Consider the following 26,215-nt stretch of genomic DNA (forward strand, 5'->3'; position numbering starts at 1 on the left):
CCCCCCCCCCCCCCCCCCCCCCCCCCCCCCCCCCCCCCCCCCCCCCCCCCCTTTTTTAGATGTGTATAAGAGACAGGCATCGGCGCGCAGGTCAACGGCCTGCGCCTGGCCGAAGTGCGGGTGAACGTGGGCGACGTGGTCCAGGCCGGCCAGGTGCTGGCCACCTTCGCGCCGGAGACGGTCAAGGCCGCGCTGGCCCAGGCCCGCGCCAGCCTGCTGGAGGCCGAGGCCAACGCCGCCGAGGCGCATGCCAACGCCGAGCGCGCGCGCACGCTGGCGACCACCGGCGCGCTCAGCGCGGCCCAGATCGCGCAGTACCAGACCAGCGCCCAGACCGCCGACGCGCGCGTGGCCGCCGCGCGCGCCAGCTATGACGCGCAGCGGCTGCAATTGGGCTTCACCGAGGTGCGCGCGCCCGACAGCGGCGTGATCTCCGCGCGCAGCGCCACCGTGGGCGCGGTGCTCGGCGCCGGCACCGAGCTGTTTCGCATGGTGCGGCGCGGCCGCCTGGAGTGGCGCGCCGAGGTGACCTCGGCCGAGCTGGGCCGCATCCAGCCCGGCGCCCGGGTCGAGGTCACGGCGGCCAGCGGCGCCCAACTCGAAGGCAAGGTGCGCATGGTCGGCCCCACGGTCGATCCGCAGACGCGCAACGGGCTGGTCTACGTCGATCTGCCGGCGACGGCCGGCAATGGCCTGCCGGCCAAGGCGGGCATGTTCGCCCGCGGCGAGTTCCTGCTCGGCAGCAGCCCGGCGCTGACCGTGCCGCAGCAGGCCGTGGTGGTGCGCGAGGCCTTCAGCTACGTCTTCGTGCCCGGCCCGCCCGAGGGCCCGGCCGGCGAGCGGCGCGTGGCCCAGCGCAAGGTGCAGACCGGCCGGCGCGTGGGCAACCAGGTGGAGATCACCGGCGGCCTGCAGCCCGGCGAGGCGGTGGTGGCGCAGGGCGCGGGCTTTCTCAACGACCGCGATCTCGTGCGCGTGGTGCCGGCTGCCGACGGTTCTGCACAAAAACCGCCTCAAGCCCAGGATTTACCTGGGCTTGCAGCTACGAAATAAGGAGCATTCGACATGAATGTCTCGTCCTGGTCGATCCGCAACCCGATTCCGGCGGTGATGCTGTTCGTGCTGCTGAGCTTTGCCGGCGCGCTGTCCTTCAACGCGATGAAGGTGCAGAACTTTCCCGACATGGACCTGCCCATGGTCACGGTCACCGCGCTGCTGCCGGGCGCCGCGCCGGGGCAACTGGAGACCGACGTGGCGCGCAAGATCGAGAACTCGATCGCCACGGTGCAGGGCCTGAAGCACATCCACAGCACGCTGCAGGACGGCTCGGCCACCATCACGGCCGAATTCCGCCTGGAGAAGCCGGTGCAGGAAGCGGTGGACGACGTGCGCTCGGCGGTCAACCGCGTGCGCGCGGACATGCCGGCCGACCTGCGCGACCCGATCATCACCAAGGTCGACCTGGCCGGCGCGCCGATGCTGGCCTTCGCCATCCAGTCCAGCGAGCTGGACGAGGAAGGTCTGTCCTGGTTCGTGGACGACACGCTGGCGCGCCGGCTGCTCGCGGTGCCGGGCGTGGGCGCGGTCAACCGGGTGGGCGGGGTGCAGCGCGAGGTGCGCGTGGCGCTCGACCCGCAGCGCATGCAGGCGCTGGGCGCGACCGCGGCCGAGGTCTCGCGCCAGTTGCGCCAAGTGCAGAACGAGAACGCCGGGGGCCGCGCCAACCTGGGCCAGAGCGAGCAGCCGGTGCGCACGCTGGCCACGGTGCGCTCGGCCGAGGAACTGGGCAACCTGCAGCTCTCCATCGGCGGACGCCGGGTGCGCCTGGCCGACCTCGCCAGCGTGACCGACACCGTGGCCGAGAAGCGCGCCGCCGCGCTGCTCGACGGCAAGCCGGTGGTGGGCTTCGAGGTCGCGCGCAGCCGCGGCGCGAGCGAGATCGAGGTCGGCGCGGGCGTGCACAAGGCGCTGGCCGAACTGAAGGCGCAGCACCCCGACATCGCGCTGACCGAGGCCTTCAACTTCGTGCAGCCGGTGGCCGAGGAATACGCGGGCTCGCTGCACCTGCTGTACGAGGGCGCCATCCTCGCGGTGGTGGTGGTGTGGCTGTTCCTGCGCGACTGGCGCGCCACCTTCGTCTCGGCCGTGGCGCTGCCGCTGTCGGTGATCCCGGCCTTCATCGGCATGTTTCTGCTGGGCTTCTCGGTCAACGTGATCACCCTGCTGGCGCTGTCGCTGGTGGTCGGCATCCTGGTGGACGACGCGATCGTCGAGGTGGAGAACATCGTGCGCCACCTGCGCATGGGCAAGACGCCCTACCAGGCCGCGATGGAGGCGGCCGACGAGATCGGGCTGGCGGTGGTCGCCACCACCTTCACGCTGATCGCGGTGTTCCTGCCCACGGCCTTCATGAGCGGCATCGCCGGGCGCTTCTTCAAGCAGTTCGGCTGGACCGCGGCGCTGGCGGTGTTCGCCTCGCTGGTGGTGGCGCGGATGCTCACGCCGATGATGGCGGCCTACCTGCTCAAGCCGGTCGCCGGCGCCGAGCGCGAGCCGCGCTGGATGCGGCTGTACCTGCGCTGCGCCGCCTGGAGCCTGCGCCACCGGCTGGCGACCATGGCGCTGGCCACGCTGTTCTTCTTCGGCTCGATCGCGCTGATCCCGCTGCTGCCCACCGGCTTCATTCCGCCCGACGACAACTCGCAGACCCAGGTCTACCTGGAGCTGCCCCCCGGCAGCACGCTGGCCGAGACCACGGCCAGCGCCGAGGAGGCGCGCCGCCGGCTGATGCGGGTGCCGCACGTGCGCAGCGTCTACACCACCATCGGCGGCGGCAGCGCGGGCAGCGACCCGTTCGCCGGCAGCGCGGCGCCCGAGCCGCGCCGCGCCACGCTCACGCTGCAACTGGACCGGCGCGGCGAACGGCCGCGCAAGCAGGGCATCGAGGCCGCCATCCGCACCGCGCTGGAGACGCTGCCCGGCGTGCGCATCAAGGTCGGCCTGGGCGGCAGCGGCGACAAGTACGTGCTGGTGCTCTCCGGCGACGACCCGCAGGCGCTGCTGCCGGCCGCGCGCGCCGTGGAGCGCGACCTGCGCACCCTCCCCGGCCTGGGCAACATCGCCTCCAGCGCCAGCCTGGTGCGCCCCGAGATCGCGGTGCGCCCGGACTTCGCGCGCGCGGCCGACCTGGGCGTGACCAGCGCGGCCATCGGCGAGACCCTGCGCGTAGCCACCGTGGGCGACTACGACGTGGCGCTGCCCAAGCTCAACCTGGCGCAGCGCCAGGTGCCGATCGTGGTGCGCCTGGACGACGCCGCGCGCGAGAACCTGGACACCCTGCGCCGCCTGGCCGTGCCCGGCACGCGCGGCCCGGTGATGCTGGGCGACGTCGCCACGCTGGAGGTGGCCGGCGGCCCGGCCGTCATCACCCGCTACGACCGCGCGCGCAACGTCAACTTCGACGTCGAGCTGGCCGGCCAGCAACTGGGCGACGTGGCCAAGCGGGTGAAGGACCTGCCGGCCGTGAAGAACCTGCCGCCCGGCGTGCGCGTGACCGAGGTCGGCGACGCCGAGGTGATGGGCGAGCTGTTCGCGAGCTTCGGCCTGGCCATGCTCACCGGCGTGCTGTGCATCTACATCGTGCTGGTGCTGCTGTTCAAGGACTTCCTGCACCCGGTCACGATCCTGGCGGCGCTGCCGCTGTCGCTGGGCGGCGCCTTCGTGGGCCTGCTGATCGCGCAGAAGAGCTTCTCGATGCCCTCGCTGATCGGGCTGATCATGCTCATGGGCATCGCCACCAAGAATTCCATCCTGCTGGTGGAATACGCGATCCTGGCGCGGCGCGAGCACGGCATGGGCCGCACCGAGGCGCTGCTCGACGCCTGCCACAAGCGCGCGCGCCCGATCGTCATGACCACCATCGCCATGGGCGCGGGCATGCTGCCGATCGCCACCGGCTTCGGCGCGGCCGACCCGAGCTTCCGCTCGCCGATGGCCGTGGCAGTGATCGGCGGGCTGATCACCTCCACCGTGCTGAGCCTGCTGGTGATCCCGGCGGTGTTCACCTACGTCGACGACCTGGAGCAGTGGCTGGTGCGGCAGTTGCGGCGCGGCAGGCCGGCCGCGCCGCAGCCGGCAGCCCGCGCGAAACCTCTTGATGCTACATAAAGTATAGCTACATGCCAAGGTGCACTCTTGGCTTCAGGCCTTTTTTCATCGATTCACCGGGGCGATTCCCTGGTCGACTTTCAGCCAGGCTCTGAGGTCCTTCCTGTGCTTGCCACCCCGTACCACACATTACGACGCCAAGCGCTTGCGAGCCTGCGCCGCGCAATAATGGCCGCGCCATGAATCTGGTACCGCTCAAGCCCGACACGCTGCGCCTCGGCCAGCCGCTGCCTTTCTCGCTGCGCACCGCCACCGGCACGCTGCTCGCGGCCCGCGGCATGGTCCTGGATTCGCGCAGCCAGCTCGACCAACTGCTGGAAGGGGGCGCCAGCCTGTACGTGGACATCGACGAATCGCCCGAGTACCAGCGCGCCTTCATGGGTCAGCTCGACCGGCTTCTGCGCACCGACCAGACCATCGGCCAGATCGCCTCCGCGCGCGTCAGCGCCGACGTGCCGCTGTCCGAGCCACGGGCGCGCACCGAGGGCGCGGCACGCGCAGAAAAGACCGACTGGCACGAACTGCAGCTCCGCGCCACCGCGCTGCTGCGCGCGCCCAAGGCGCATGACTTCATGGCCCGCCTGCAGCGCGTGCATGCGGACCTCGACGCGCAGGCGCGCCGCCAGCCCGACGCCACGCTGTTCACCCTGGTGCATTTCGCCGCCCGCGAACTGAATATGTACAGCGCCACGCACGGGCTGCTGGTCGCCGTGGTCTGCACCATGGCCGCGCGCGACATCCTGCGCTGGGACGCGCCCACGTGCGAGACGCTGGGCCGGGTGGCGCTGACCATGAACATCGCGATGACCGAACTGCAGGACATCCTGGCCCTGCAGCCCGGGCGGCCCCAGGCGGCGCAGATGGCGGCCATCGCGGTGCATGCCGACGCCTCGGCCGCGCTGCTGGAGCGCCTGGGCGTGTTCGACCCGCTGTGGCTGGAGGCGGTGCGCCTGCACCACGCCCCGCCCACCGGCGCGCTGGCGCAGATGACGCCGGCCGGGCGCATCGCGCGGCTGGTCGAGCGCGCCGACATCTTCACCGCCCGGCTGTCGCCGCGCGTCTCGCGCAAGGCCATGGGCGCGGCGATGGCCCTGCGCGGCAGCTACTACGACCAGGAGCAACGGGTGGACGAAGCCGGCGCGGCGCTGATCGCCGCACTCGGCGTCTATCCCCCGGGCTGCTTCGTCCGGCTGGCCAGCAACGAGACGGCCGTGGTGCTGCGGCGCGGCCGCAACGGCACCTCGCCGCGCGTCGCCGTGGTGCTCAACCGCCAGGGCCTGCCGGCCGGAGAACCGGTGGTGCGCGACACCAGCCAGTCCGCGTTCAAGATCGCGGCCGGCGTACCCCACCACGAGGTCAAGGTGAAGCTGCCGCTGGACAAGATGCTCGCGTTGGTGTGAACCCGCTGCGGCGGGGCACTACGCTGCCGCCAGTTCCTTGCGGTAGCGGTTGAGTTCCTGCACCGTCTTGAAGCTGCGCTCGAGCAGCAGGCTGAGGTTGTGCAGGATGCGCTCGCCGACCTTGCCCTCCCAGACGGCGTCGAACTTGATCTGGGTGTCGAGCCAGTGCTCCAGCCATTGCGGGTTGGGCAGGCGGCTCTGGATGGTGTCGCGCGGAAACAGCGCCTTGTTCACGTGAAGGTTGGTCGGGTGCAGCGCCTGGGCGGTGCGGCGCGCGCTGGCCATGAGCACGCCCACTTTGCTGAACGCCGCCCTGGCCTCGTTGCCGAACTTGCCGATGGCGCGCTTCATGTAACGCAGGTAGGCGCCGCCGTGGCGCGCCTCGTCCTGGGACAGCGTGGTGTAGATGTGCTTGATCACCGGCTCGGTATGCCACTCGGCGGCGCGGCGGTACCAGTGGTTCAGGCGGATCTCGCCGCAGAAGTGCAGCATCAGCGTCTCCAGCGGCGGCGCCGGGTCGAAGTCGAAGCGGATCTCGTGCAGTTCCTGCTCGGTCGGCACCAGCTCCGGCCGGAAGCGGCGCAGATACTCCATCAGCACCAGCGAGTGCTTCTGCTCCTCGAAGAACCAGATCGACATGAAGGCCGAGAAGTCGCTGTCGTCGCGGTTGTCGCGCAGGAACATCTCGGTGGCGGGCAGCGCCGCCCATTCGGTGATGGCGTTCATCTTCACCGTCTGCGCCTGCTCGTCGGTGAGCCGCGAGGCGTCGAAGCGGTCCCAGGGAATGTCCCGGTCCATGTCCCAGCGGACCGATTCGAGTTGCTTGAAGAGTTCTGGGTACAGCATTGGAAATCCTTGCAGGTTGCCTGAATCTTAAGCGTTGCCCATCAGGGGGCATGCCTCAAATCATCAAGGTTTTCAAGGCCATGCGTGTGACAGCCGGAACCGGATGCAGCCCTTCGCGCATCCAGGAAAAGGATTGGGACGTACTGTGTGCACGACGCCGGATTGGCAATACCATGACAAGCACCATGCGCACCTCCACCGTATTCCTTGTGCCCGCTCTGGCCATCGCCGCATTGCTGGGCCTTGCCCGGCCGGCGCTGGCGGCAGCGCCCGAGACCGGCGCCTGCCCGCCCACGCTGCAGCACACCTTCCTGCGGCTGCAGGACGAGAAGCCGCAGTCGCTCTGCCAGTACGCCGGCAAGGTGCTGCTGGTGGTGAATACCGCGAGCTTCTGCGGCTTCACCCCGCAGTACAAGGGGCTGGAGGCGCTGCACGCCAGGTACCGCGAACGCGGCCTGGTGGTGCTGGGATTTCCGTCCAACGACTTCTCCCAGGAGTCGGGCTCGAACAAGGAGATCGCCGACTTCTGCGAAAGCACCTTCGGCGTGAAGTTCCCGATGTTCGTCAAATCCTCGGTGCGCGGCCCGGACGCCAACCCGCTGTTCAAGCAGTTGGCGGCGGAGAGCGGCACGACGCCGAAGTGGAACTTCTACAAATACCTGATCAGCCGCGACGGCCGGGTGGTGGACAGCTACTCCAGCATGACCTCGCCCGACAACAAGAGCTTCCTGCGCGAACTCGAGAAACAACTGGGAACACCGTGAGCGCCCGGATCGTGTCCACTTCAATGCCAAGTGCTGGAGAGCCGCCGCGGTTACAAAGGTTTACCCCGATGGCGTTCCTGGCGCGGAACTGCTATTGGGCACGTCCGCTCCTAACCAGCACCGGTGAGCCCAGGTGCTCTCCGACGACCGTTTTCTTGCTGCGAAGTCTTTCGGTTCCTCGTGAACCGGATGCAATCCCGAGGCGACTCTCCTCCTCCCTCCCTCCCTCCTTCGTGTCGGGGCGCTTCGCAGCAATTTTGTCTTCCGCCCCCCCGGCCCGGCGCGCCGGCCGGGGCCATTCCCTTCCCCCCACCCGCATCGGGTACGCCCGGTGAGGGTCGCCGTGATCGGCGCCGGCATCACCGGCCTGGGCGCGGCCCATGCGCTGCGCAACGCGGCCCGGGTCACGCTGTTCGAGGCGGCGCCCAGCTTCGGCGGCCATGCGCACACCGTGGACGTCACGCTGCCCGGCCCCGACGGGCCGCTGACACATGGCGTGGATACCGGCTTCCTGGTCTACAACGAGCGCACCTATCCGCAGTTGATCCGCCTCTTCGGCGAACTCGGCGTGGCGACCGCCAAGGCGGAAATGTCGTTCTCGGTGCAGGCGCCCGGCGGTCCCGGCAACGCGCCGCTGGAGTGGAGCGGCACCAGCCTGGCCAGCGTCTTCGCCCAGCCGCGCAACCTGCTGCGCCCGGCCTTCCTGGGCATGCTGCGCGACCTGCTGAGATTCAACACGCTGGCGACGCGGCTGGCGCAGCACGGCAGCGCCGACGCCCTGGCCGCCCTGCCGCTGGGCGACTGGTTGCGCGAGCAGCACTTTGGCGAAGCCTTCCGCGACTGGTACCTGCTGCCCATGCTGGGCTGCATCTGGAGCTGCCCGACCGACCAGATGCTGCGCTTTCCGGTGGCCACCATGGTGCGCTTCTGCCACAACCACGGGCTGCTGCAGATCAGCGGGCGGCCGCAGTGGTACACCGTGGCCGGCGGCTCGCGGCACTACGTGCGCAAGATCGTCGCGCAGTTGGCCGACGCGCGCGCGGCCACGCCGGTGCTGCGGGTCGAGCGCGACGACGCCGGGGTGGGCGTGGTGACCGCCGCCGGCACCGAGCGCTTCGACAAGGTGCTGATCGCCACCCACAGCGACCAGGCCCTGGCGCTGCTGGCGGCGCCCACGCCCGCCGAAGCCGCCACTCTCGGCGCGATCCGCTACCAGGCCAACCGCGCGGTACTGCATACCGATACCCAACTGCTGCCGCGGCGCCGCATCGCCTGGGCCGCGTGGAACTACGAGGCGGCCGGCACCGGCCCGGCTTCACGCCAGGTATGCCTGCACTACCTGCTCAACCGGCTGCAGCCGCTGCCCTGGCGCCAGCCGGTGCTCGTCTCGCTCAATCCGCTGCGCGAACCCGCGCGTAGCCGGGTGATGGCCACCATCGACTACGCCCACCCGGTCTTCGACGCCGCCGCCCTCCGGGCGCAGGCGGGCCTCGCCGGGCTGCAGGGCCGGCAGCACAGCTACTTCGCCGGCGCCTGGGCCGGCTACGGCTTCCACGAAGACGGCCTCGCGGCCGGACTGGCTGCGGCGCAGCGGCTGCTGCAGGACGGCGGCTGCGCATGAGCACTCCGTCGGACGGCCCGGCACGCGCGCTGATCGGCTTCGGCCAGGTGCGGCACCGCCGGCTGCGGCCGACGGTCAACGCCTTTGCCTACCCGACCTACTTCCTGCTGCTGCCCATGCGCACGCTGCGGCGCGACCCGGCGGCCGCCGGCCCGCTGGCGTGGAACCGGCGCGGCGCGCTGGGCTTTCACGACCGCGACCATGGCGACGGCCGCGGCCCGGCCCAAGGCGGCGCGCTGGCCTGGCTGGACGAGCTGCTGGCGGCCGAGGGCATCGACGACGCCCAGGGCGAGGTCTGGCTGCACTGCTACCCGCGCGTGCTCGGCTTCACCTTCAAGCCGGTCAGCTTCTGGTACTGCCACCGCGCCGACGGCGGGCTGCGCGCCATCGTGGTGGAGGTCAACAACACCTTCGGCGAACGCCACTGCTACCTGCTCGACCAACCGGCCTGGGGCGCCGAACTGCGCGCGGCCAAGTGCTTCCACGTCTCGCCCTTCTGCCGGGTCGAGGGCGGCTACCGGTTCCGCTTCCTGCGCGCCCGCCACGGCGCCCGGGAGCACACCGTGGCCCGCGTGGACCACGACGATGCCGAGGGCCCGCTGCTGCGCACCAGCGTCAGCGGCCAGCTCGAACCCCTGACCCGCGCCAGCCAGCGCCGCGCGCTCTGGCGCTATCCGGCGATGACCCTGGGCGTGGTCGCGCGCATCCACTGGCAGGCGTTGCGCCTGTGGTGCAAGCGCGTGGACTTCTTCCGCAAGCCGGCGCCGCCCGACGCCCCGGTGTCGCGCTGAGTCGCTGCGCGTCACACAAACTTCACGGCGCTGCCGCGCCGTGGTCATGCGGGCCCAGCAGCATCGGGCCATGCAACGCGAAGAAGCCCTCTGGCGCGCCTGGACCGACGCTGCGGCGCGCCTGCCCGGCGAGCCGGCCGAGGCCGGCGCACGGCACTACCGCACGCTCTGGATATCGGACCTGCACCTGGGCACGCCCGGCTGCCAGGCGCAGGCGCTGCTCGACTTCCTGCGCCGCACCGAATGCGAGACCCTGTTCCTGGTCGGCGACATCATCGACGGCTGGCAACTGCGCCGGCACTGGTACTGGCCGCAGGCGCACAACGACGTGGTCCAGAAGCTGCTGCGCAAGGCGCGCAAGGGCACGCGGGTGATCTTCATCCCGGGCAATCACGACGAATTCGCGCGCCGCTACCTGCAGCACAATTTCGGCGGCATCGAGGTAGCGGAAGACTGGATCCACGAGACGGCCGACGGCCGCAGGCTCTGGATCATCCACGGCGACCTGTTCGACGGCGTGATCCAGTGCGCCAAGTGGCTGGCACACGTGGGCGACTCCCTCTACGAATTCACGCTGCGCCTGAACCGCCACCTGAATTCGCTGCGCGCGCGGCTGGGCCTGCCCTACTGGTCGCTCTCCAAGTACCTCAAGGGCAAGGTCAAGCGCGCGGTGAGCTATGTCGGCGACTTCGAGGCGGCCGTGGCGCGCGAAGCCCGGCGCCGCGGCGTGCAGGGCGTGGTCTGCGGCCACATCCACCATGCGGAGATGCGCATGATCGACGGCATCCTCTACGCCAACGACGGCGACTGGGTCGAGAGCCTGACCGCGCTGGCCGAGCACGCCGACGGCCGGCTGGAAATCCTGGACTGGTCGCCATCGGCGCGCCGGCCCGCGGCCACGTCGCTGCTGGAAACCACCCAGGCATAGGCCGCAGGGCCGGCGCAGCCCCCGGCAAACTACCGAAACCACCGGCCGCCTGGCTGCGTATAGTGCTGCACGATGGGTTCCGCCACCACCTCCACGCACTCCCTGCCCGACGGCGCCCCCGCCGCCGCCCGCACCGTTCTCACCCTGCTGCAGCGGCTGGCGCACGGCCAGCTCACGGTGCAGCTTCCCGACGGCAGCATGCGCCAGTTCGGCCGGGCCGACGGCCGGCCGCATGCCGCGCTGACGCTGCACCGCTGGGACGTCTGCGCCGCCAGCCTGGCGCGCGGCGACATCGGCTTCGCCGAGGGCTACATCGCCGGCGACTGGACCACGCCCCACCTGGGGGCGCTGCTTGAGCTGCTGCTGGCCAACCGGCGCGAAGTCGAGGACATGATCTACGGCAGCTGGGCCGGGCGCCTGTTCTACCGGATACGCCACCTGCTGCACCACAACTCCAAGGCCAACAGCCGCAGGAACGTGCACGCCCACTATGACCTGGGCAATGCCTTCTATGAACTCTGGCTCGACGGCACGATGAACTACTCGTCCGCCTGGTTCGAGGGCGACCGCACGCGGCCGATGCGCGAGGCCCAGCACGCCAAGGTGGAGCGCGCGCTGCGCATGGCGCAGGTGCAGCCCGGCGACCGGGTGCTGGAGATCGGCTGCGGCTGGGGCGCGCTGGCCGAGAAGGCCGCCACCGGCTTCGGCGCCCGCCTGACCGGCGTGACCCTGTCCACCGAGCAGCTCGCCTTCGCGCGGCGCCGCATGGAGCAGGCCGGCGTGGCCGGGCAGGTCGAGCTGCGGCTGCAGGACTACCGCGACATCGACGACGGCCCGTATGACGCCGTGTGCTCCATCGAGATGGTCGAGGCCGTGGGGCGCGCCTACTGGCCGGCGTACTTCGGCGCCATCGCCCGCCTGCTCAAGCCCGGCGGCCGCGCCTGCATCCAGAGCATCGTGATCGACGACGCGCTGTTCGAGCGCTACATGCGCTCCACCGACTTCATCCAGCAGTACATCTTCCCCGGCGGCTGCCTGCCCTGCCCGCGCGAGTTCCGCCGTGCGGCCGAGGCCGCGGGCCTGCGCGTGGTGGACGAGTTCGCCTTCGGCCAGGACTACGCCGAGACGCTCAGGCGCTGGCGCGAGAGCTTCGTCGCCGCGCATGCGCAGGTGCTGCAACTGGGCTTCGACGAACGCTTCCTGCGCACCTGGGAGTTCTACCTGGCCTACTGCGAAGCCGCCTTCGCGCAAGGCAGCACCGACCTGGTCCAGTACACGCTGCTCAGGCCGTAGCGGCGGCGGCTACTCGGGTTTCGTTTCCGCGAAGCTCGGGCGCAGCGACAGCTTGTCCACCAGCTTCGCCAGATTGGGGTGCTCCGCGCGCCAGGTGATGGCGGGAAAGCGGAACTCCAGCCACAGCAGCGCGCAGCCGACCGCGACGTCCGACAGGCTCAGGTGGATGCCGCTGCAATACGGCTTGTCGCCCAGGCCCTGCGCCATGGCCTTGAGGGTGGCCTGCACCTTGGCCATCTGGCGGTCGATCCAGGCCTGGCTGCGCTCGGCCTCGCTGCGGCCGGCAAAGCCGCCCTGCTCCAGGCGCGCGAGCACGGCCGCGTCCAGCAGGCCATCGGCCAGCGCCTCCCAGGTCTTGACCTCGGCACGTTCGCGGCCGGACGGCGGGATCAGCTTGCCCACGGGCGACAGGGTGTCGAGGTACTCGACGATGACGCGCGAGTCGAACACCGCCTCGCCGCCTTCCATCACCAGGCAGGGCACCTTGCCCAGCGGGTTGGAGGCCGGCACGGCGCTGCCCTCGCGCCACGGGTTTTCCTGCACCAGTTGGTAGTCCAGCTTCTTCTCCGCCATGACGACGCGCACCTTGCGAACGTAGGGGCTGGAGAGGGATCCGATCAGTTTCATGCAGAGGGATGTGGCAGCGGCCGGGCGTGCGGCGGAGGGCAGATTCTATCGGCTCGCCCTGGCGCCTGGCCGTCGGGCGCGGGGGCCATGGGCCGCCACCTACAATCCCGGCCCATGAGCCCTACCCCTGCTGCCGCCACCTCCGCCGCCTCCGCCGTCACCGCCCTCTCGCCGCTGGACGGCCGCTACGCCAACCGCCTGTCCGCCCTGCGCCCGCTGATGAGCGAACAGGGCTTGATGCACCGCCGGGTGCAGGTCGAGGTGGTCTGGTTCATCGCGCTGTCGGATGCGGGCTTTGCCGAATTCAAGCCGCTGACGCCCGGCGCGCGCACCTACCTGCTGGGCCTGGTGAAGAACTTCTCCGAGGCCGACGCGATCGCGATCAAGGAGATCGAGAAGACCACCAACCACGACGTGAAGGCGGTCGAGTACTGGATCAAGAGCAAGTTCGAGGCGCGCCCCGAGCTGCTCGCCGTGGCCGAGTTCGTGCACTTCGCCTGCACCAGCGAGGACATCAACAACACCAGCCACGCGGTGCAGCTCAAGGCCGCGCGCGAGCACGTGCTGCTGCCGGCCATGGACGCCATCATCGGCAAGCTGCGCGAGATGGCGCACCAGTACGCCGACGTGCCGCTGCTCTCGCGCACCCACGGCCAGACCGCCACCCCGAGCACCGTGGGCAAGGAGATCGCCAACGTCGTGGTGCGCCTGGCCGCCGCGCGCCAGAAGATCGCCGGCGTGCAGCTGCTGGCCAAGATGAACGGCGCCGTGGGCAACTACAACGCGCACCTCTCGGCCTGGCCCGACTTCGACTGGGAGGCCTTCAGCCGCAAGGTGGTGGAGACGCCCGAGCCGCTGGGCCTGGGCGTGAGCTTCCAGCCCTACAGCATCCAGATCGAGCCGCACGACTACATGGCCGAGCTGTTCGACGCCATCGCCCGCTTCAACACCATCCTGATCGACTGGTCGCGCGACGTCTGGGGCTACATCAGCCTGGGCTACTTCAAGCAGCGCCTGAAGGAGGGCGAAATCGGCTCCTCCACCATGCCGCACAAGGTCAACCCGATCGACTTCGAGAACGCCGAAGGCAACCTGGGCCTGGCCAACGCGCTGCTGCGCCACCTGGCCGAGAAGCTGCCGATCAGCCGCTGGCAGCGCGACCTGACCGACTCCACCGTGCTGCGCAACATGGGCGCGGCGCTGGGCTACGGCCAGCTCGCCTACCACGCCATGAGCGTCGGCCTGGGCAAGCTCGAACTCAACCGCGAAGCCCTCGACGCCGACCTGGACGCCTCCTGGGAAGTGCTGGCCGAGCCGATCCAGACCGTCATGCGCCGCTTCGGCGTGCAGGGCGCCTATGAAAAGCTCAAGGAAGTCACGCGCGGCAAGACCGTGCGCGCCGAGGACCTGCACGCGCTGATCCGCTCGCTGGAGATCCCCGAGGCCGAGAAGCAGCGCCTGCTGGCGCTGACGCCCGCCAGCTACACCGGCAAGGCGGCAGAACTCGCGCGCCGCGCCTGATTTCAAGCAAAAAAGGCCCGAAGCCCAGGTAAAACCTGGGCTTTATGCTATATAAAAAATAGCAAACCCGCATGGCATTGAAATCCACCATCTTCAAGGCGAACGTCGCGATTGCCGACATCGACCACGGCTACTACGCCGACCACGCGCTGACGCTGGCGCGCCACCCGAGCGAGACCGACGAGCGCATGATGATCCGCCTGGCCGCGCTGGCGCTGCAGGCGCACCGGCTGCAGGACGACGTCGGCGGCGACGGCACGCTCGCCTTCGGCGCGGGCCTCTCCAGCCCCGAGGACCCGGACCTGATCCTGCGCGACTTCACCGGCCGCGCGCGCCTGTGGGTGGAAGTCGGCCAGCCCGAGGACAAGCCGCTGGCCAAGGCCTGCGGCAAGGCCGACCTGGTGCTGGTCTACGCCTTCCACCACGCCGCCGAGGTATGGTGGCGCGGCATCGAGAACAAGCTCACGCGCCTGGACAAGCTGCAGGTCTGGCGCGTTCCGAGCGAGGCCTCGCAGGCGCTGGCAAAACTGGCCGAACGCAGCATGCAGCTGCAGGCCACCGTGCAGGAAGGCGTCCTCACCCTGGGCAGCGACAAGGGCGCGGTCGACCTGGAGTGCCTGCGCTGGAAATGAAACCGCCGCGCCGCGCCCGGCATCAGCGCGGGCCGAACACCGGCGCCGCCCGGGCCTGCGCATCCTCGGCGCCCTCGGCCGCGCGCTCGGCATAGCGGTTGAAGCGCCAGGAACTGCTCTCGCGCGTGATGCGGCGCCAGGCCGCGCGCTTCTCGACCGGGCCCATCGCGGGCCAGCGCTGCACCTCGTCGAAGGTTCGGCCACAGCCCTTGCACAGCTCGTCGCCCTGGCTGGTAGAGCAGATCGCGATGCACGGTGTGTCGGGCGTGGTCTGGTACCAGTCCAGCCACGCCGCCCAGGCCCCGGGCGGGAAGCCCTGCTCGTCCACCTCGTCCTCGTGGAAGTACACCATCAGCGCATAGACCTCGGCCAGCGCGCGCACCTCCGGCGCCAGCGTGACGCCGTCGGGCGAGGGCTTCTTCGCGCGCCAGTGGTTGATGGCGGCTTCGATGTCGGTGATGTGCAGGGCGGCCATGCGGCAAGGACGCGCGGCAGCCGCGCAAGAGAAGGAGGGCGATGATAGCGCCGCCCGGCGCCAGGCCAGGCGGCCGCCGTAACCGCTATGAAAAATATAGCATAAAGCCCGGATAAAAACTGGGCTTCCGTCGTATTTCCCTTGAAACCAGGCGAAAAATATCCTACGAAAACCAGGTAACGCCGCTTGCCGCGCACACACTGCCAATGCTCTAATGGCGCCACGAAGGGGAGTAGCTCCCGTCTCCTGCCGCACAGGGAGGTATCCACAGGATACTGCGGCAGGAGGTATCAGCAAGTCGTCAATACGAAGTCATAACTTCCGGCTTGCTGGGCATAAAAATCTGCATGACACCGTGCCGAGCAAGACCTTCGATTGGAATCTGTTGCAGGTTCGGTCGAAGCATGCCGGTTGCCGCCACCCCCGCCGTGGCGCGCCGCTCCGCACATTTCCGCCGCCCCCGCACCAGGTTGTTGATCGAAACGCAACTCGGAGCCTGTGCTCATGGAAATGTTCTCTACCGCGTGGTTCTCCGCGCTTCTCGCCATCATCCTGATCGACCTCGTCCTGGCGGGCGACAACGCGATCGTCATCGCCCTGGCCGCGCGCCGCCTGCCGGTGCACCTGCAGCGCAAGGCCATCGTCTGGGGCACGGTCGGCGCCATCGTCGTGCGCTCGGTCATGACCGTGGGCGTGGTCTGGCTGCTCAAGGTGCCCGGCCTGATGCTGGTCGGCGGCCTGGGCCTGCTCTGGATCGCCTACAAGCTTCTGGCCGACCAGGACCACGGCGACGACCATGCCGAAAGCGGCGGCGCCACCACCTTCTGGGGCGCCATGAAGACCATCGTGATCGCCGACGCGCTGATGGGCATCGACAACGTGCTGGGCGTGGCCGGCGCCGCGCACGGCGCGTTCGACCTGGTCGTGATCGGCCTTTTGATCAGCATCCCGATCGTGGTCTTCGGCAGCACCCTGGTGCTCAAGCTGGTGCAGCGCTTCCCCATCATCATCCAGCTCGGCGCTGCGGTGCTGGCCTTCACGGCCGCCAAGATGATCGTCAACGAGAAGCTGCTGGCCTCGTTCTACAAGGGCGATGCGCCCGCGCAGCAGATCGCCTACTGGAGCGTGTGCGCGCTCGCCGTAGCCGGTGTGCTGGGCGCAGGCTGGCTCAGGACCCGCCGCAGCGCCAGCGCCAAGGCGCAGGCCGTGGACACCGGCAAGCTCGCGACCCACAGCCAGCCGGACTGAGCAGCATGCAGCACGCCATTCTTCTGCCCCCGTTTCAACACCCCGAAGGAGCCGCCATGGACAAAATCATCGTGTATGTGGACGACGCAGCCTACGCGCAGCAGCAGCTCGCGCCCCTGCGCGGCAGCGCGGCGCATCCACAGAGCGCCCACTGGGTCGTGGTGGCCTGCGCGCCACGCATGACCCACCGCATCAGCAAGTGGGTCAGCCACAGCGCGCGCGAGAACTGGCGCGCCAAGTGGGCCGACAAGCTGTTCGGCCTGACCGTGCCCTGGCTGGCGTCGCGCGGCGACACGGTCCACACGGTGCTGGCCAAGGGCCCGCTGCCGGAGCTGACCGAGCGCCTGCTGGCCGAGCACCCCGGCGCGCGCGTGCTCGACGCGCGCCGCCCCAAGTTCGGCCAGGACCTGCCGCCGGTGACCGCCGAGCAGCCGAGCGCCTCGCCCAACCGCTGGTCGGTGCCCGGCGCCGTGGCCGGCATGGGCGCCATGCTGGTGCTGGCGGCGGAATAGCGCCGCCCGCCGCGCCAGCCGCAGACGAGGGAGGCCCGGCGCTTGCGCCGGCCTCCCTTTTTTCATGCGCGGTGCTATCCTGCCGCGCATGAAGCTGATCCTCAAATGGCTGCTGCATGCGGCCGCACTGTTGCTGGTGGCCTATATCTACAGCGGCGTGGAAGTGAAGAACTTCACCGCCGCGCTGATCGCCGCCGCCGTCATCGGCCTGCTCAACGCCGTGCTGCGGCCGGTGCTGGTGGTGCTGACGCTGCCGGTCACCGTCCTCACCCTCGGGCTGTTCCTGTTCGTCATCAACGCGCTGATGTTCTGGGCGGCCTCGGGCCTGCTGTCGGGCTTTCACGTGACCGGCTTCGGCGCGGCGCTGCTCGGCTCGCTGATCTATTCGGCGCTGGGCATCATCATCGACTCAGCGCTCGGCGGCGTCTTCCTTAAGGCGTGATTCGGCCTCGCGCAGGCGGGTGTCGATGATGGACGCCTCGATGTAGTCGCCGCCCTGCCTGCGCATGAGTTCCTGCCCGGCCTTGTAGCGGTCCACCGCGCCGGCCCAGTCCAGGTGCGCGACCTGCGCCTCGGCCTCGGCGCGCAGCGCGCGCAGCGGCTGGCCGATGGCCCGGTAGGCCACGGCCAGCAGTTGCCACGCCGTGGCGTCGCGCGGGTGGCCGGCGACCCAGGTCTGCAGCCGGTCGGCCACGTCGCGCGCGCCGCTGCCGTGCTGGCTGGCCTCGGCGTAGTAGATCAGCTCCGGCCGGCCCGAGGGCGCGCCCTGCACCACCAGCGCCGCGGCGCGCGCGCCAATGCCGGCGCGCAGGTCGATCTCGGCCGACAGCAGCCGCACCCCCCGTGCCGCCGGCGCATCGTCGGCCACCAACGGCGCCAGGCGCGCGGCCTGCGCGCGCGCGCGCTCGAAATCGCGCTGCTGCAGCAGGGCCAGCGCGCCCGCGTACAGCGCCACCTTCTGGCGGCGCGGCGGCTGCGCGGTGAAGCCGCCCTGATCCGGTTCCGCCGCCCAGGCGCGCAGCGCGTCCACGTCCGGCCGCGAAATGACCCGCGCGCGCGCGGCGACCAGCGCATGCTCCAGGCTGCCGAAGGCGGCGCTCACGGTGACCGTGGGCAGGCGGGCTTCGGCCGCGGCAGCGTCGGCCGCGGCGGCCGCGCCGCGCTCCTGGCGCTGCGGCGCGCCGCCCGAGGCCAGCGGCACGCGCGCGCGCATGTCGGCGATGCGCTCGGTGGTCAGCGGGTGGCTGCGCAGATACGGGAAGGCGCCGTTGTCGTTCAGCCGCGAGGCCTGCTGCAGCTTCTCGAACATCGCCGCAAAGCCCTGCCCGTCGAAGCCGGCCTGGGTCATCACGCCGTAGCCCACGCGGTCGGCCTCGCGCTCCATGGCGCGGGAGAAATTGAGCTGCACCTGCGAGGCCACCGCCGTGCCGCCCACGATCAGCGCGTTGGCGGCCTGCGGGCTCTTGCTCGCCGCCAGCGCCCCCAGCACCATCGCCGCCAGCATCAGCGGCGTGGTCCGGCTCTGCTGCGTAATCAGGCGCGAGATGTGGCGCTGCGTGACGTGGCTCAGTTCGTGCGCCAGCACCGAGGCCAGCTCGTCGCGCGAATCGGTCACGGCGATCAGCCCGGCATACACGCCCATGTAGCCGCCGGGCAGGGCGAAGGCGTTGACCATGCGGTCGCGGCCCAGCAGCAGCTCCCAGGCAAAGCGCTCCTGCAGCTCCTCGCTCATCTCGCCACGCGAGCGCGCCGCCGCCAGCAGCGGCTGCCAGATGCCCTGCAGGTACTCCACCAGCACCGGGTCGTCGAGGTAGTCCGGGTCGCGGTACAGCTCGCGCACGATCCGGTCGCCCAGGCGCCGCTCGGCGCCCGCGCCCATGTCGCTGCCGTCGCCCAGGCTGGGCAACTGGGCGTGGGACAGCACCGGGGCCAGACCCAGCAGCAGCGCCAGCACGGAACACAGAACGCGCCGCCCATGGCGGATAGAGAAAAAAGCCATCGCCGTATGATGCGCCACGCGGGGAAATGTTCGCCGCCCTCGCACCCCAACGCATGAGCCCCCTCACCCATTTCGATGCCGAAGGCCAGGCCCACATGGTCAACGTCGGCGCCAAGCCCGCCACCCGCCGTGTGGCCGTTGCCCGCGGCCGCATCACCATGCAGGCAGGGACGCTGGCCCTGATCCAGTCCGGAACCGCCAGGAAAGGCGACGTCCTGGGCGTGGCCCGCATCGCCGCCATCCAGGCCGCCAAGAAAACCAGCGACCTGATCCCACTGTGCCATCCGCTGGCGCTGACGCGCGTCGCTATTGATTTCGCAGCAAAAAGCCCAGATGGAAACTGGGCTGGCGCCATTATTTGCACCGCAACCGTGGAAACGACCGGCCCCACCGGCGTCGAAATGGAAGCCCTGACCGCCGTGCAGGTCGGCCTGCTCACCATCTACGACATGTGCAAGGCCGTGGACCGGGGCATGGTCATGACCGACGTGCGGGTGCTGGAGAAGCACGGCGGCACGTCGGGCAGCTACCTCGCCCCTGCAGGCGAACCGCCCGCCCCATGAAAAAAGCCGGCGGCCGTCAAGGCCACCGGCTCGGTGCGGGAGTCGGAACAGGCGCGGTCTACAGCTGGATGCGCGTGATCTTCGCGCCTTGCAGCGACACACCCGCCTCCAGCCCCACGTTGGTCAACACGAAGCCGACCACCGGCTGCTGGACGGTGTTGGTGTCCACGCTGCCGTTGGCGCCCACGTTGGCCACGGCCACCGTCGCATCCGCGCCCGCCGTCCAGCCGCTGCTGTTGCGGAACTTGTCCAGCGCATCCTGCGTGGTGAACAGGTAGATCACCGCCTTGGACTGCGCCCCGGCCTGGAAGCCGATCGAGCCGGCCGTCGTGCTGTAGTAGGCCTCGGTACGCCCGCCCACGCGCAGCGCGCCGCGCCCATACTCCGCCCCGATGCCGAAGCTGGCCCCCACCACCGCCGGGAACACCAGCACCCCGCGCGACTTGGCCACCAGTTCACGCGAACCGGGCACGGTGTCATAGAGCTTGGACAGCGAGGCATTCACCTGCGCATCGAGCGCCGTGCGCGCGGAAGTGCCGCTGGCCTTGTCGTCCGGCCGGGTGGTGGTGCAGCCGACGAAGGCCAGGCTGCAGGCCGTCATGGCCGCGATGAGGCCGAGGGAACGGAAGGTGGGGGATTTCATGGATGGACTCCTCTGGATAGAGCTGGCGAAAGAGAAACAGGCATGCCCGCGGGGTATGCAGTGCATTGCGGAGCCATAGTAATGCGGCGGCAAGGGGGTTTGGGCAACTAGCGAAGATGGCCTACGAGAAGTCGGGATGGGGAGGAAGCACGGACTCAAGCTTTGAGTGCTGCGCCGCAGGATTCAATTTCAACTTGTGCCGATGCGAAGTTGCCAGCGCAACACTGCACGCAGTAGTGAAGACTGTCAGCAGATCTTTCTCACCCGCAAGTGAGTGAAACGAAAATGCAACTCTGGATTCACATCCGCTTCACTCGAAAAACATACTGTAAAGGCAGCATTACCTCCGACAAATATTTAGGATCTACGCCTTGATACAAGGCCAGCGGCTCCAAGAATTCCGCTACTTCCCGGCCCTCTTCTTGCTGAAAAACCCTCGGAACAACGGCGTCAACGGACAGCAAAGGATGGTCAAACAGTGCATGCATATCATGCAACGCGAACCACCGAATATGCGTCCTATCAAATATGCCGGAATCCTGCCTGGGCCAACTCCCGCGTACAAGCTGAAGGAACACACTCCAGTGCTGAACGTTCGGAATGGATGCAATCAAGGACCCGCCAGGCCTCAACCACCTTGCCGCCTGGTCTACCGCCGTCTCCGGCGAATACAGATGTTCGAGCACATCTCCGAAAATTATGCAATCGAACCCTTCGGCAGGCCGGCTCGCCAGCAGCTGGGGGCTGTCCTCCCAGAATGGACAAGCGTCAATATTCAAATTTATCGAATAATCCAGGATATGTTGCGCCTTACTCAACTCTGTCGCAGCAATGTCCACCCCGGCATACCGGATAAGAGGATTTCGCTCCTTGATGGCGCGCGCAAGCGCCCCCGCACCACAACCGAACTCGCAGAAGGTGAGATTTTCAGCATCGATGAGTTCAAGAATTGTAGGATTGAAATTACTGTAATAGTCGCTCATGCAGAAATCAATCTCCCACAAAAATTAATAACCCCGACATTTTCCTTGTTATTATTATTTTTAAATCGCACTTTTTTGCAATGAAATATTGATAGCAAAAATTAAGCACTCAACGGCTAAGAATTTCAAGCGACAGGCTAACACAAGAACTCCAACCCACACCTCAATCACCCCATTTTACGGTATAACGCTCAAGATTGGATCTCCATCGCGGATCTTCTAGATTACCTTTACTCGCGTGCAGCAGATGAATAGGCCAAGTTCCAATCTTGAGCCCATACTGACGTGCAGTTCTGGAGAAATCCAGGTCATAAAAATGGAAATCAAACCGCTCGTCAAAGCGAAGGCCTGTACGTCGTAACACGGCGACGCGCGCAGCCATTAACACACCGTCCAGCAATTCACATTCAGCAGGCCAGGGGCCAAATTGATGTAGCTCGGTTTTAAATACCTCGCCATAGTGCACAGCCCCCGAGAGATGGGGTAGATCCAGCACCGGGCCGCCTTCCGCAAGTTGCCGCAAATACCATGCGTACTGCCGAGGAGCTCTGCGCGTGTTGCCGGCGATACCTACAATATCGAACCGACGAAGCGCGCGCCATATATCTGTCAACGCCTCCTCGTGCAGCAGCCAGGCATCGTCGTGGATGAAGACCAGCACATCCGACACATCCGCTTCGGCGATAGCCTCGTTGTAAACCTTCGACAAGCCCTGGTGATTATCGAAAGTTATTCGAATCTTGACACCCGATATGTTACGCCAGCTTTTCAACCTCTTGCCCAGTAGCGACTTCTTCCAGAACTCCACTTCGCTCAGGCGCGTGGCCGCAACAAAACAGATGGCACCTTGCTTCTCACGACGACCAAAATAGGCTTGAGTCAAAACCCTGCCAATTAGAGACTTTTCCAGCAAAGCTAGAAGGCAATGGGCAATTCGGTGGGAAAAAATTCCCGCTCGCATCAGTGACTCGAATTAGTCGATATAATGAAACGATCAGCAACGTCGCCTGCGTTAAAGGCGCACAGGGTAGCCGCAGCCTGCTCAGCAGAAGGAAGTGACACTGACCACAGCCTATTTTCTTCATCCGGAAATAGCCATGGGTCTATTTTCAGCGCCTCAGCAATTACCAAGCGCGCCGGGCCCAAATAACGATCACTAAGCGGAATACGCCAATCCAACGAAACCCCCAAGCGCGCGCAGGCCCCTACGCGCAATCCAGCGCGCGCCGCGCAATAGCTGAAATACTCTTCCAGCAAAGGCCCCGCCTCCTCTAAATCAGCGACAAACTCAAGATTTTCGACGCGACGCAAGGAATGCAAATCGATAGCTAACAGGCATCCGTCTACCACACCCAAACCCACCCCAACACCATCGCGATCCCGGCTTAGGGCATAGGCCTCCCAGTATCCAGCCTTCTCGCCAGATGGAATTAGATAGCCGCCGCATCTTTCATCTTGTGCGCAGGTTCGCCAATCCAGTCGATCCCATTTTTTGGCTCCATGACAACCCACAATATCGCACTTCTCTAATGCCGTGCTCAATTGCCACCAAAAATCCGATCGCCAGAAGTTGACATTCGCATGCACGCATAGCAATATGTCAACATCACCATCCTGCGCGATTTTCTGGTAGATCCGTGATTTTTCATTGGAATGGCAATGTATGAAGCGCACGTTAGCGCTTGGTAGAGGATCAAGTTGACTCAAGCGTCGCGATAGCGTTTCGAATACCGACGCATCTTCCGTCACGATGCACACCGCTATATGCCGCGGTAACATTTCCACAGGGGCAACGCTAGCCGAGGCTTCATTGAACGAAGCATTTAGCACCATACTGGCGCAATGTAGTAGATACCTTTGGCAAACCGCTGAATGATCGAGATCCTGCCGCGCATACAGGGTCTCTAAGGTGCCGTGGGCGACCTCCAATTGGCCATCGACGAAGAGAAAGCGCGCTTCGTTGATTAAGGCTTTTATTTGGTCTACAGCATCGTTGAATTTTGGCCGATGCCGCCGTAAATAGTCTGCAGCGTCGCCAAAACAACCCTGACTAGTCAAGCGTTCCGTCCACAGCACATGCGCAGCGCCACAGTGCGGGTACAAGGCCAAACAGTAGTCCACGATGCGCCGCGCCGCCGCAAACTGTCCGTGTCGCAGCGTAATCAAGGCACGGCGCACCAACTCTTGCGCCGGCAAGACGTAGGAAGCTGATTCGTTAATGGGCGGCGGAGGGTTTTCTAGCCAATTTCGATAGAATGCCTCAACGTCGCGTGCGAACATCTGTCCGTTGCCAAGTGAGGTCGTTTCGAACCTCTGGCGGGCCTCGCGCCGAAATCGCGAAAGTTCATCAATGTCCTGTGCGCCATGGACAGCCCGCTCCACGTAGGCCTCCGCGCCATCGACTACCCAAGACTCGGCGCCTAGGTTCTTGAGGATCGATTCGCCCATGCGGGAAGCCAGCGCCCTACCCTTACGCGAGACCACAGGTACGCCAGAATAGGCGGCGAAGCAGGTGGTCGTGCCGCCGTTAAACGGATAGGTATCCAGCACAATATCTATGTCGTCGTAGGCCGTGAACAGATCGCGCGGAGATGTTGGCGGCAGAAGATCGAAGCGATCCTCTGGAATGCCTGCAGCAAGTAACAATTGCGCGAAGGTCGATTTGCGTAGCGGATCTCCAAAATTCACGGCCCGGAGCAGAAGCCGGCTATCAGGGACGCGCGCGAGCACCTGCCCCCAACAATCCAAGATCTCCGTCGAGATCTTGCCAATATTTCCAAAGCATCCAAATGTGATGTACCCATTGGCCAATACAGGTGGCGCCACAGGTGGAGCGATTTCAGCCTTTGGATCGAAACACCAGAAGGACTGGGGCAACACAGCAGGTGCTTCGCTGTAGAGCGCCGGCATATTAGAATCCATCACGTGGCGGTCCAGCAGCTTGGCATCGATGCTGGCAAGGCCGGTGGTTGGGGGATACCCTAGTCCTGTAACCTGAAGAGATGCAAACCGGTAGCGTAGCATGTCAAGGCGGTTGGAGGAAGTATGCCCTGCCAACTCGACTAACACATCCAACCCATGACCGTGCAGCAACTCGGCCAAATGATCGTCGCTCAGCGACGCGACCTCGAAGAATCGGTCTGCGTGTGCCTCAATCAACGCCGTCTGTTCATCGCGCCCATAGTGATCGTAGTAGATATATATCTCGTGCCGACTACGGTCATGTCCTTCCAGCAACGGCCGGAAGAAATAACGCACCGAATGTTCACGCAGATCGGGGGACCAATAGCCCACCCTCAGCCTTCGCTCTTGCTGTAGTAGCGCCAGCCTTGGAGGCTTAGCGGGAGCAGGGGGCCCGGTCTCGTGCGGGCGGGGAGGAAGTGTGTTGGCCCAAAACCGGTGCTCTGCCGCCAAACGCACTTCGTCCTGCTCGACATACGTGGCAGTAAAAAGATAGAGATCTCCCCCGCGCGGACTGTCGAAATCACCCAGCCAAGCGTGCAGTGTGTGTTCGATGGCCGCGGCCGCCTCACCAAACGAGAAAAGCAGAGAGGCGTAATTGGCCCGAATTCCAGGCAGCGATGGCGCCTGGATACGCGCCTGGGCCAGCAACTCCATTGCCTCGCTGGAACGGTTGCGACTCTTCAGCACGTTGGCGTAGTTGGCAATCGATGGCAGATGGCTGTCGTCGAGCGAATATGCCAGATCGAAATAGCGTATGGACTCATCCTCTTGGCCAATGGTTGCCAGCGCAGCCCCCAGGTTGTTCAGAGCATTCACGTCGTGCGGACGGTGCTCGAGATAAGCTTTCCATACATCGATGGATTCACGGAGGCGACGCTCCTTGGAAAGTTCCTCCACTTTTCGGAGCAGTGCCTCTATTTCCGGAGTCGAAGAAGAAAGAGATTCGAAAACACGAGGAGCACGTCGCAACAGGCGCTTGGCAAAGTCCAACAGCATGGCAAGAACGTAACAAATCAGTGCGGCGTAAATCTGCGGCGGGACGCCTCGACAATAAGGCCCTCTACGGCGATATCGATAAATGCCTTGGGATAACCGGCATCCTTCAAACCCCAGCGGAAATTGTTCGCCAGCACGGAGCGGCCCACAAAACCGCGGCCCGTTGCTGTATCCTTGGCAAGCTTGCCAAATGCCTGTTCAAGCACACGTGTTATCCGGTTGGCGGAAAGCGTGTGAATGCGCTCGCTCATTATCTTGGGAGGCAGGCTTTTGACGAAATGATCCACCAGATCGGCAGCCACCTTCTTTTCGCGCTGGAAGTAAAATCTCTGAAAAATGGACATCTGGAACGAGGTAGATAGTTATCTCTGTATCGTGCAAGCTCTTGCAATAACTTGGTCACCAGCATCCCGGCATTTAAGAGCACACTCAAGCAATAACTCTATTGCCCGCCCGCAGAGTGGCAAACAATAACTGCCCCGAAGCACCGGCGCGAACAGCGTGGCTTATATACAGACAAAGCGGTGGCTGCGAATAATTGAACGATTGAGCAACGCCAATCAGTTCTACGATAGGTATGTTTCCTTTAGCAGCCACCATCGAGGCGCTCGCGAAGACTGAGCAAGGGCACGTCGACAATGCAAAAACCTGGCCAGATAGAAGCCAGGCTGCCACTCTAATTAAATAAGATAATTCCTGCGCGTGAAGTGCTTTCTCAGCATCAGCCGCGGCAGGAAGAAGGCAGGTACTTGGTAGGGCTACCGCTGCAGACCCAGGTAATCGTTCCGTTTGTGGTCGTACCGTTGAGTTGCACGGTGACCGCGGAGGGACTACCAAGAGCGGAAGTAGCACCGACTACGGAGATGACGGCGCCGTTCGCCGCAGAGGCTACGCTTGCAGCGGAAACTTTGCCAACCACGGCAATAGAACAGTCCGAACCAATTCCGCCAGGAACTACGCCATTTGCCTGAAACGCCTCAGTTACGCAAGTACGAGCAGAACTTGCAGCCAACACCAGTTCTGAAACCTTGGCACGCACCGTGTAATCCTGATAAGCCGGCAGCGCCACAGCCGCCAAAATACCAATGATCGCCACGACGATCATCAGTTCAATGAGGGTAAAACCCTTCTGTACGCCACGCGAGATGGAACGCTTCATGGAAAACTCCTGGAGATGTTGGAAGTGGGAGCGCCTAGCGCAGCAGCTTCCATGCCAAGCCGCTTGCACTTCGTTTCACATCC

Annotated in this window: 23 protein-coding genes and 1 pseudogene; 14 read left to right on the forward strand and 10 right to left on the reverse strand. The window is 66.3% G+C overall.

The window, feature by feature from the left end:
* Positions 1-69 precede the first annotated feature (69 nt).
* The 3 genes and pseudogenes from JHD63_RS08560 to JHD63_RS08570 all read left to right on the forward strand — a co-directional run.
* Positions 70-1,053, forward strand: a pseudogene (locus tag JHD63_RS08560) (efflux RND transporter periplasmic adaptor subunit); the annotation flags it as partial.
* Positions 1,054-1,065: 12 nt separating this feature from the next.
* The gene (locus JHD63_RS08565; protein ID WP_198970329.1) at positions 1,066-4,167 is read left to right on the forward strand and encodes an efflux RND transporter permease subunit; all 3,102 of its coding nucleotides are present in this window, start codon (positions 1,066-1,068) and stop codon (positions 4,165-4,167) included.
* A 179-nt stretch (positions 4,168-4,346) separates the two neighbouring features.
* Positions 4,347-5,567, forward strand: a complete 1,221-nt coding sequence (locus JHD63_RS08570) for an HD-GYP domain-containing protein (protein ID WP_198970330.1) — start codon at positions 4,347-4,349, stop codon at positions 5,565-5,567.
* Between the two features lie 18 nt (positions 5,568-5,585).
* Here the strand turns inward: JHD63_RS08570 and JHD63_RS08575 are convergent, their stop codons facing one another.
* Positions 5,586-6,413, reverse strand: coding sequence for an acyl-ACP desaturase (locus tag JHD63_RS08575; RefSeq protein WP_198970331.1), 828 nt, complete (start codon positions 6,411-6,413; stop codon positions 5,586-5,588).
* 185 nt (positions 6,414-6,598) lie between these two features.
* On the opposite strand from JHD63_RS08575, the gene JHD63_RS08580 reads away from it, so the two are divergent.
* From JHD63_RS08580 to JHD63_RS08600, 5 genes are all read left to right on the forward strand, one after another.
* Complete coding sequence (locus tag JHD63_RS08580; protein WP_198970332.1) at positions 6,599-7,177, forward strand: glutathione peroxidase; 579 nt, start codon at positions 6,599-6,601, stop codon at positions 7,175-7,177.
* A gap of 331 nt (positions 7,178-7,508) precedes the next feature.
* Positions 7,509-8,798, forward strand: coding sequence for an NAD(P)/FAD-dependent oxidoreductase (locus tag JHD63_RS08585; RefSeq protein ID WP_198970333.1), 1,290 nt, complete (start codon positions 7,509-7,511; stop codon positions 8,796-8,798).
* Positions 8,795-9,589 (forward strand): DUF1365 domain-containing protein, encoded by a 795-nt coding sequence (locus JHD63_RS08590; protein ID WP_198970334.1) that lies wholly within the window; start codon positions 8,795-8,797, stop codon positions 9,587-9,589. The genes JHD63_RS08585 and JHD63_RS08590 overlap by 4 nt, the downstream gene beginning before the upstream one ends.
* A 70-nt stretch (positions 9,590-9,659) precedes the next feature.
* Positions 9,660-10,517 carry a UDP-2,3-diacylglucosamine diphosphatase gene (locus JHD63_RS08595; RefSeq protein WP_198970335.1) on the forward strand — a complete coding sequence of 286 codons (858 nt, stop codon included), beginning with the start codon at positions 9,660-9,662 and terminating at the stop codon, positions 10,515-10,517.
* Positions 10,518-10,589: 72 nt separating this feature from the next.
* Entirely contained in the window at positions 10,590-11,810 is a 1,221-nt protein-coding gene (locus JHD63_RS08600; RefSeq protein WP_198970336.1) for an SAM-dependent methyltransferase, read from the forward strand.
* Between the two features lie 9 nt (positions 11,811-11,819).
* On the opposite strand, the gene JHD63_RS08605 is transcribed toward JHD63_RS08600, so the two are convergent.
* Positions 11,820-12,437: a glutathione S-transferase N-terminal domain-containing protein gene (locus JHD63_RS08605; RefSeq protein ID WP_198970337.1), complete on the reverse strand. Its 618-nt coding sequence runs from the start codon at positions 12,435-12,437 to the stop codon at positions 11,820-11,822.
* 114 nt (positions 12,438-12,551) lie between these two features.
* Here JHD63_RS08605 and purB point away from each other — a divergent pair, with 114 nt between their 5' ends.
* A complete protein-coding gene (gene purB / locus JHD63_RS08610; RefSeq protein WP_198970338.1) occupies positions 12,552-13,958 on the forward strand; it encodes an adenylosuccinate lyase in 1,407 nt (468 codons plus the stop codon).
* A 71-nt stretch (positions 13,959-14,029) separates the two neighbouring features.
* Positions 14,030-14,590: a YaeQ family protein gene (locus JHD63_RS08615; protein ID WP_198970339.1), complete on the forward strand. Its 561-nt coding sequence runs from the start codon at positions 14,030-14,032 to the stop codon at positions 14,588-14,590.
* Positions 14,591-14,612: 22 nt separating this feature from the next.
* Here JHD63_RS08615 and JHD63_RS08620 read toward each other — a convergent pair whose 3' ends face one another.
* On the reverse strand, positions 14,613-15,065 hold the full coding sequence (locus JHD63_RS08620) for a DUF3717 domain-containing protein (protein WP_198970340.1): 453 nt from the start codon (positions 15,063-15,065) through the stop codon (positions 14,613-14,615).
* 504 nt (positions 15,066-15,569) lie between these two features.
* Between JHD63_RS08620 and JHD63_RS08625 the strand changes: the two genes are divergently transcribed.
* The 3 genes from JHD63_RS08625 to JHD63_RS08635 all read left to right on the forward strand — a co-directional run bounded on the left by JHD63_RS08625 (position 15,570) and on the right by JHD63_RS08635 (position 17,267).
* Entirely contained in the window at positions 15,570-16,313 is a 744-nt protein-coding gene (locus JHD63_RS08625) for a TerC family protein (RefSeq protein ID WP_198970341.1), read from the forward strand.
* Between the two features lie 56 nt (positions 16,314-16,369).
* Positions 16,370-16,825, forward strand: a complete 456-nt coding sequence (locus tag JHD63_RS08630) for a hypothetical protein (protein ID WP_198970342.1) — start codon at positions 16,370-16,372, stop codon at positions 16,823-16,825.
* An 88-nt stretch (positions 16,826-16,913) separates the two neighbouring features.
* A complete protein-coding gene (locus JHD63_RS08635) occupies positions 16,914-17,267 on the forward strand; it encodes a phage holin family protein (RefSeq protein ID WP_198970343.1) in 354 nt (117 codons plus the stop codon).
* On the opposite strand, the gene JHD63_RS08640 is transcribed toward JHD63_RS08635, so the two are convergent.
* Complete coding sequence (locus JHD63_RS08640) at positions 17,235-18,824, reverse strand: M48 family metalloprotease (protein WP_198970344.1); 1,590 nt, start codon at positions 18,822-18,824, stop codon at positions 17,235-17,237. The genes JHD63_RS08635 and JHD63_RS08640 overlap by 33 nt on opposite strands.
* Positions 18,825-18,877: 53 nt before the next feature.
* Here JHD63_RS08640 and moaC point away from each other — a divergent pair, with 53 nt between their 5' ends.
* On the forward strand, positions 18,878-19,387 hold the full coding sequence (moaC, locus tag JHD63_RS08645) for a cyclic pyranopterin monophosphate synthase MoaC (RefSeq protein ID WP_198970345.1): 510 nt from the start codon (positions 18,878-18,880) through the stop codon (positions 19,385-19,387).
* 58 nt (positions 19,388-19,445) lie between these two features.
* On the opposite strand, the gene JHD63_RS08650 is transcribed toward moaC, so the two are convergent.
* From JHD63_RS08650 to JHD63_RS08675, 6 genes are all read right to left on the reverse strand, one after another.
* Complete coding sequence (locus JHD63_RS08650; protein ID WP_198970346.1) at positions 19,446-20,030, reverse strand: BPSL1445 family SYLF domain-containing lipoprotein; 585 nt, start codon at positions 20,028-20,030, stop codon at positions 19,446-19,448.
* A 299-nt stretch (positions 20,031-20,329) separates the two neighbouring features.
* On the reverse strand, positions 20,330-21,013 hold the full coding sequence (locus tag JHD63_RS08655; protein ID WP_198970347.1) for a class I SAM-dependent methyltransferase: 684 nt from the start codon (positions 21,011-21,013) through the stop codon (positions 20,330-20,332).
* Between the two features lie 163 nt (positions 21,014-21,176).
* Complete coding sequence (locus JHD63_RS08660; RefSeq protein WP_198970348.1) at positions 21,177-21,974, reverse strand: glycosyltransferase; 798 nt, start codon at positions 21,972-21,974, stop codon at positions 21,177-21,179.
* The gene (locus JHD63_RS08665; protein ID WP_198970349.1) at positions 21,974-24,973 is read right to left on the reverse strand and encodes an O-linked N-acetylglucosamine transferase, SPINDLY family protein; all 3,000 of its coding nucleotides are present in this window, start codon (positions 24,971-24,973) and stop codon (positions 21,974-21,976) included. Before JHD63_RS08665 ends, JHD63_RS08660 begins: the two co-directional genes overlap by 1 nt.
* Positions 24,974-24,990: 17 nt before the next feature.
* Complete coding sequence (locus tag JHD63_RS08670; protein WP_198970350.1) at positions 24,991-25,317, reverse strand: hypothetical protein; 327 nt, start codon at positions 25,315-25,317, stop codon at positions 24,991-24,993.
* Positions 25,318-25,694: 377 nt separating this feature from the next.
* A complete protein-coding gene (locus JHD63_RS08675; protein WP_198970351.1) occupies positions 25,695-26,132 on the reverse strand; it encodes a pilin in 438 nt (145 codons plus the stop codon).
* Between the last annotated feature and the right edge of the window lie 83 nt (positions 26,133-26,215).

Source organism: Xylophilus sp. ASV27, assembly GCF_016428875.1.
Classification (GTDB): Bacteria; Pseudomonadota; Gammaproteobacteria; order Burkholderiales; family Burkholderiaceae_C; genus Xylophilus.

What these genes read in the sequence shown, in the direction of transcription:
- JHD63_RS08565 (WP_198970329.1), top strand. Translation starts at nt 1,066, where the DNA reads ATGAATGTCTCGTCCTGGTCGATCCGCAACCCGATTCCGGCGGTGATG.
- JHD63_RS08570 (WP_198970330.1), top strand. Translation starts at nt 4,347, where the DNA reads ATGAATCTGGTACCGCTCAAGCCCGACACGCTGCGCCTCGGCCAGCCG.
- JHD63_RS08575 (WP_198970331.1), bottom strand. Translation starts at nt 6,413, where the DNA reads ATGCTGTACCCAGAACTCTTCAAGCAACTCGAATCGGTCCGCTGGGAC.
- JHD63_RS08580 (WP_198970332.1), top strand. Translation starts at nt 6,599, where the DNA reads ATGCGCACCTCCACCGTATTCCTTGTGCCCGCTCTGGCCATCGCCGCA.
- JHD63_RS08590 (WP_198970334.1), top strand. Translation starts at nt 8,795, where the DNA reads ATGAGCACTCCGTCGGACGGCCCGGCACGCGCGCTGATCGGCTTCGGC.
- JHD63_RS08595 (WP_198970335.1), top strand. Translation starts at nt 9,660, where the DNA reads ATGCAACGCGAAGAAGCCCTCTGGCGCGCCTGGACCGACGCTGCGGCG.
- JHD63_RS08600 (WP_198970336.1), top strand. Translation starts at nt 10,590, where the DNA reads ATGGGTTCCGCCACCACCTCCACGCACTCCCTGCCCGACGGCGCCCCC.
- JHD63_RS08605 (WP_198970337.1), bottom strand. Translation starts at nt 12,437, where the DNA reads ATGAAACTGATCGGATCCCTCTCCAGCCCCTACGTTCGCAAGGTGCGC.
- purB (WP_198970338.1), top strand. Translation starts at nt 12,552, where the DNA reads ATGAGCCCTACCCCTGCTGCCGCCACCTCCGCCGCCTCCGCCGTCACC.
- JHD63_RS08615 (WP_198970339.1), top strand. Translation starts at nt 14,030, where the DNA reads ATGGCATTGAAATCCACCATCTTCAAGGCGAACGTCGCGATTGCCGAC.
- JHD63_RS08620 (WP_198970340.1), bottom strand. Translation starts at nt 15,065, where the DNA reads ATGGCCGCCCTGCACATCACCGACATCGAAGCCGCCATCAACCACTGG.
- JHD63_RS08625 (WP_198970341.1), top strand. Translation starts at nt 15,570, where the DNA reads ATGGAAATGTTCTCTACCGCGTGGTTCTCCGCGCTTCTCGCCATCATC.
- JHD63_RS08630 (WP_198970342.1), top strand. Translation starts at nt 16,370, where the DNA reads ATGGACAAAATCATCGTGTATGTGGACGACGCAGCCTACGCGCAGCAG.
- JHD63_RS08635 (WP_198970343.1), top strand. Translation starts at nt 16,914, where the DNA reads ATGAAGCTGATCCTCAAATGGCTGCTGCATGCGGCCGCACTGTTGCTG.
- JHD63_RS08640 (WP_198970344.1), bottom strand. Translation starts at nt 18,824, where the DNA reads ATGGCTTTTTTCTCTATCCGCCATGGGCGGCGCGTTCTGTGTTCCGTG.
- moaC (WP_198970345.1), top strand. Translation starts at nt 18,878, where the DNA reads ATGAGCCCCCTCACCCATTTCGATGCCGAAGGCCAGGCCCACATGGTC.
- JHD63_RS08650 (WP_198970346.1), bottom strand. Translation starts at nt 20,030, where the DNA reads ATGAAATCCCCCACCTTCCGTTCCCTCGGCCTCATCGCGGCCATGACG.
- JHD63_RS08655 (WP_198970347.1), bottom strand. Translation starts at nt 21,013, where the DNA reads ATGAGCGACTATTACAGTAATTTCAATCCTACAATTCTTGAACTCATC.
- JHD63_RS08660 (WP_198970348.1), bottom strand. Translation starts at nt 21,974, where the DNA reads ATGCGAGCGGGAATTTTTTCCCACCGAATTGCCCATTGCCTTCTAGCT.
- JHD63_RS08665 (WP_198970349.1), bottom strand. Translation starts at nt 24,973, where the DNA reads ATGCTGTTGGACTTTGCCAAGCGCCTGTTGCGACGTGCTCCTCGTGTT.
- JHD63_RS08670 (WP_198970350.1), bottom strand. Translation starts at nt 25,317, where the DNA reads ATGTCCATTTTTCAGAGATTTTACTTCCAGCGCGAAAAGAAGGTGGCT.
- JHD63_RS08675 (WP_198970351.1), bottom strand. Translation starts at nt 26,132, where the DNA reads ATGAAGCGTTCCATCTCGCGTGGCGTACAGAAGGGTTTTACCCTCATT.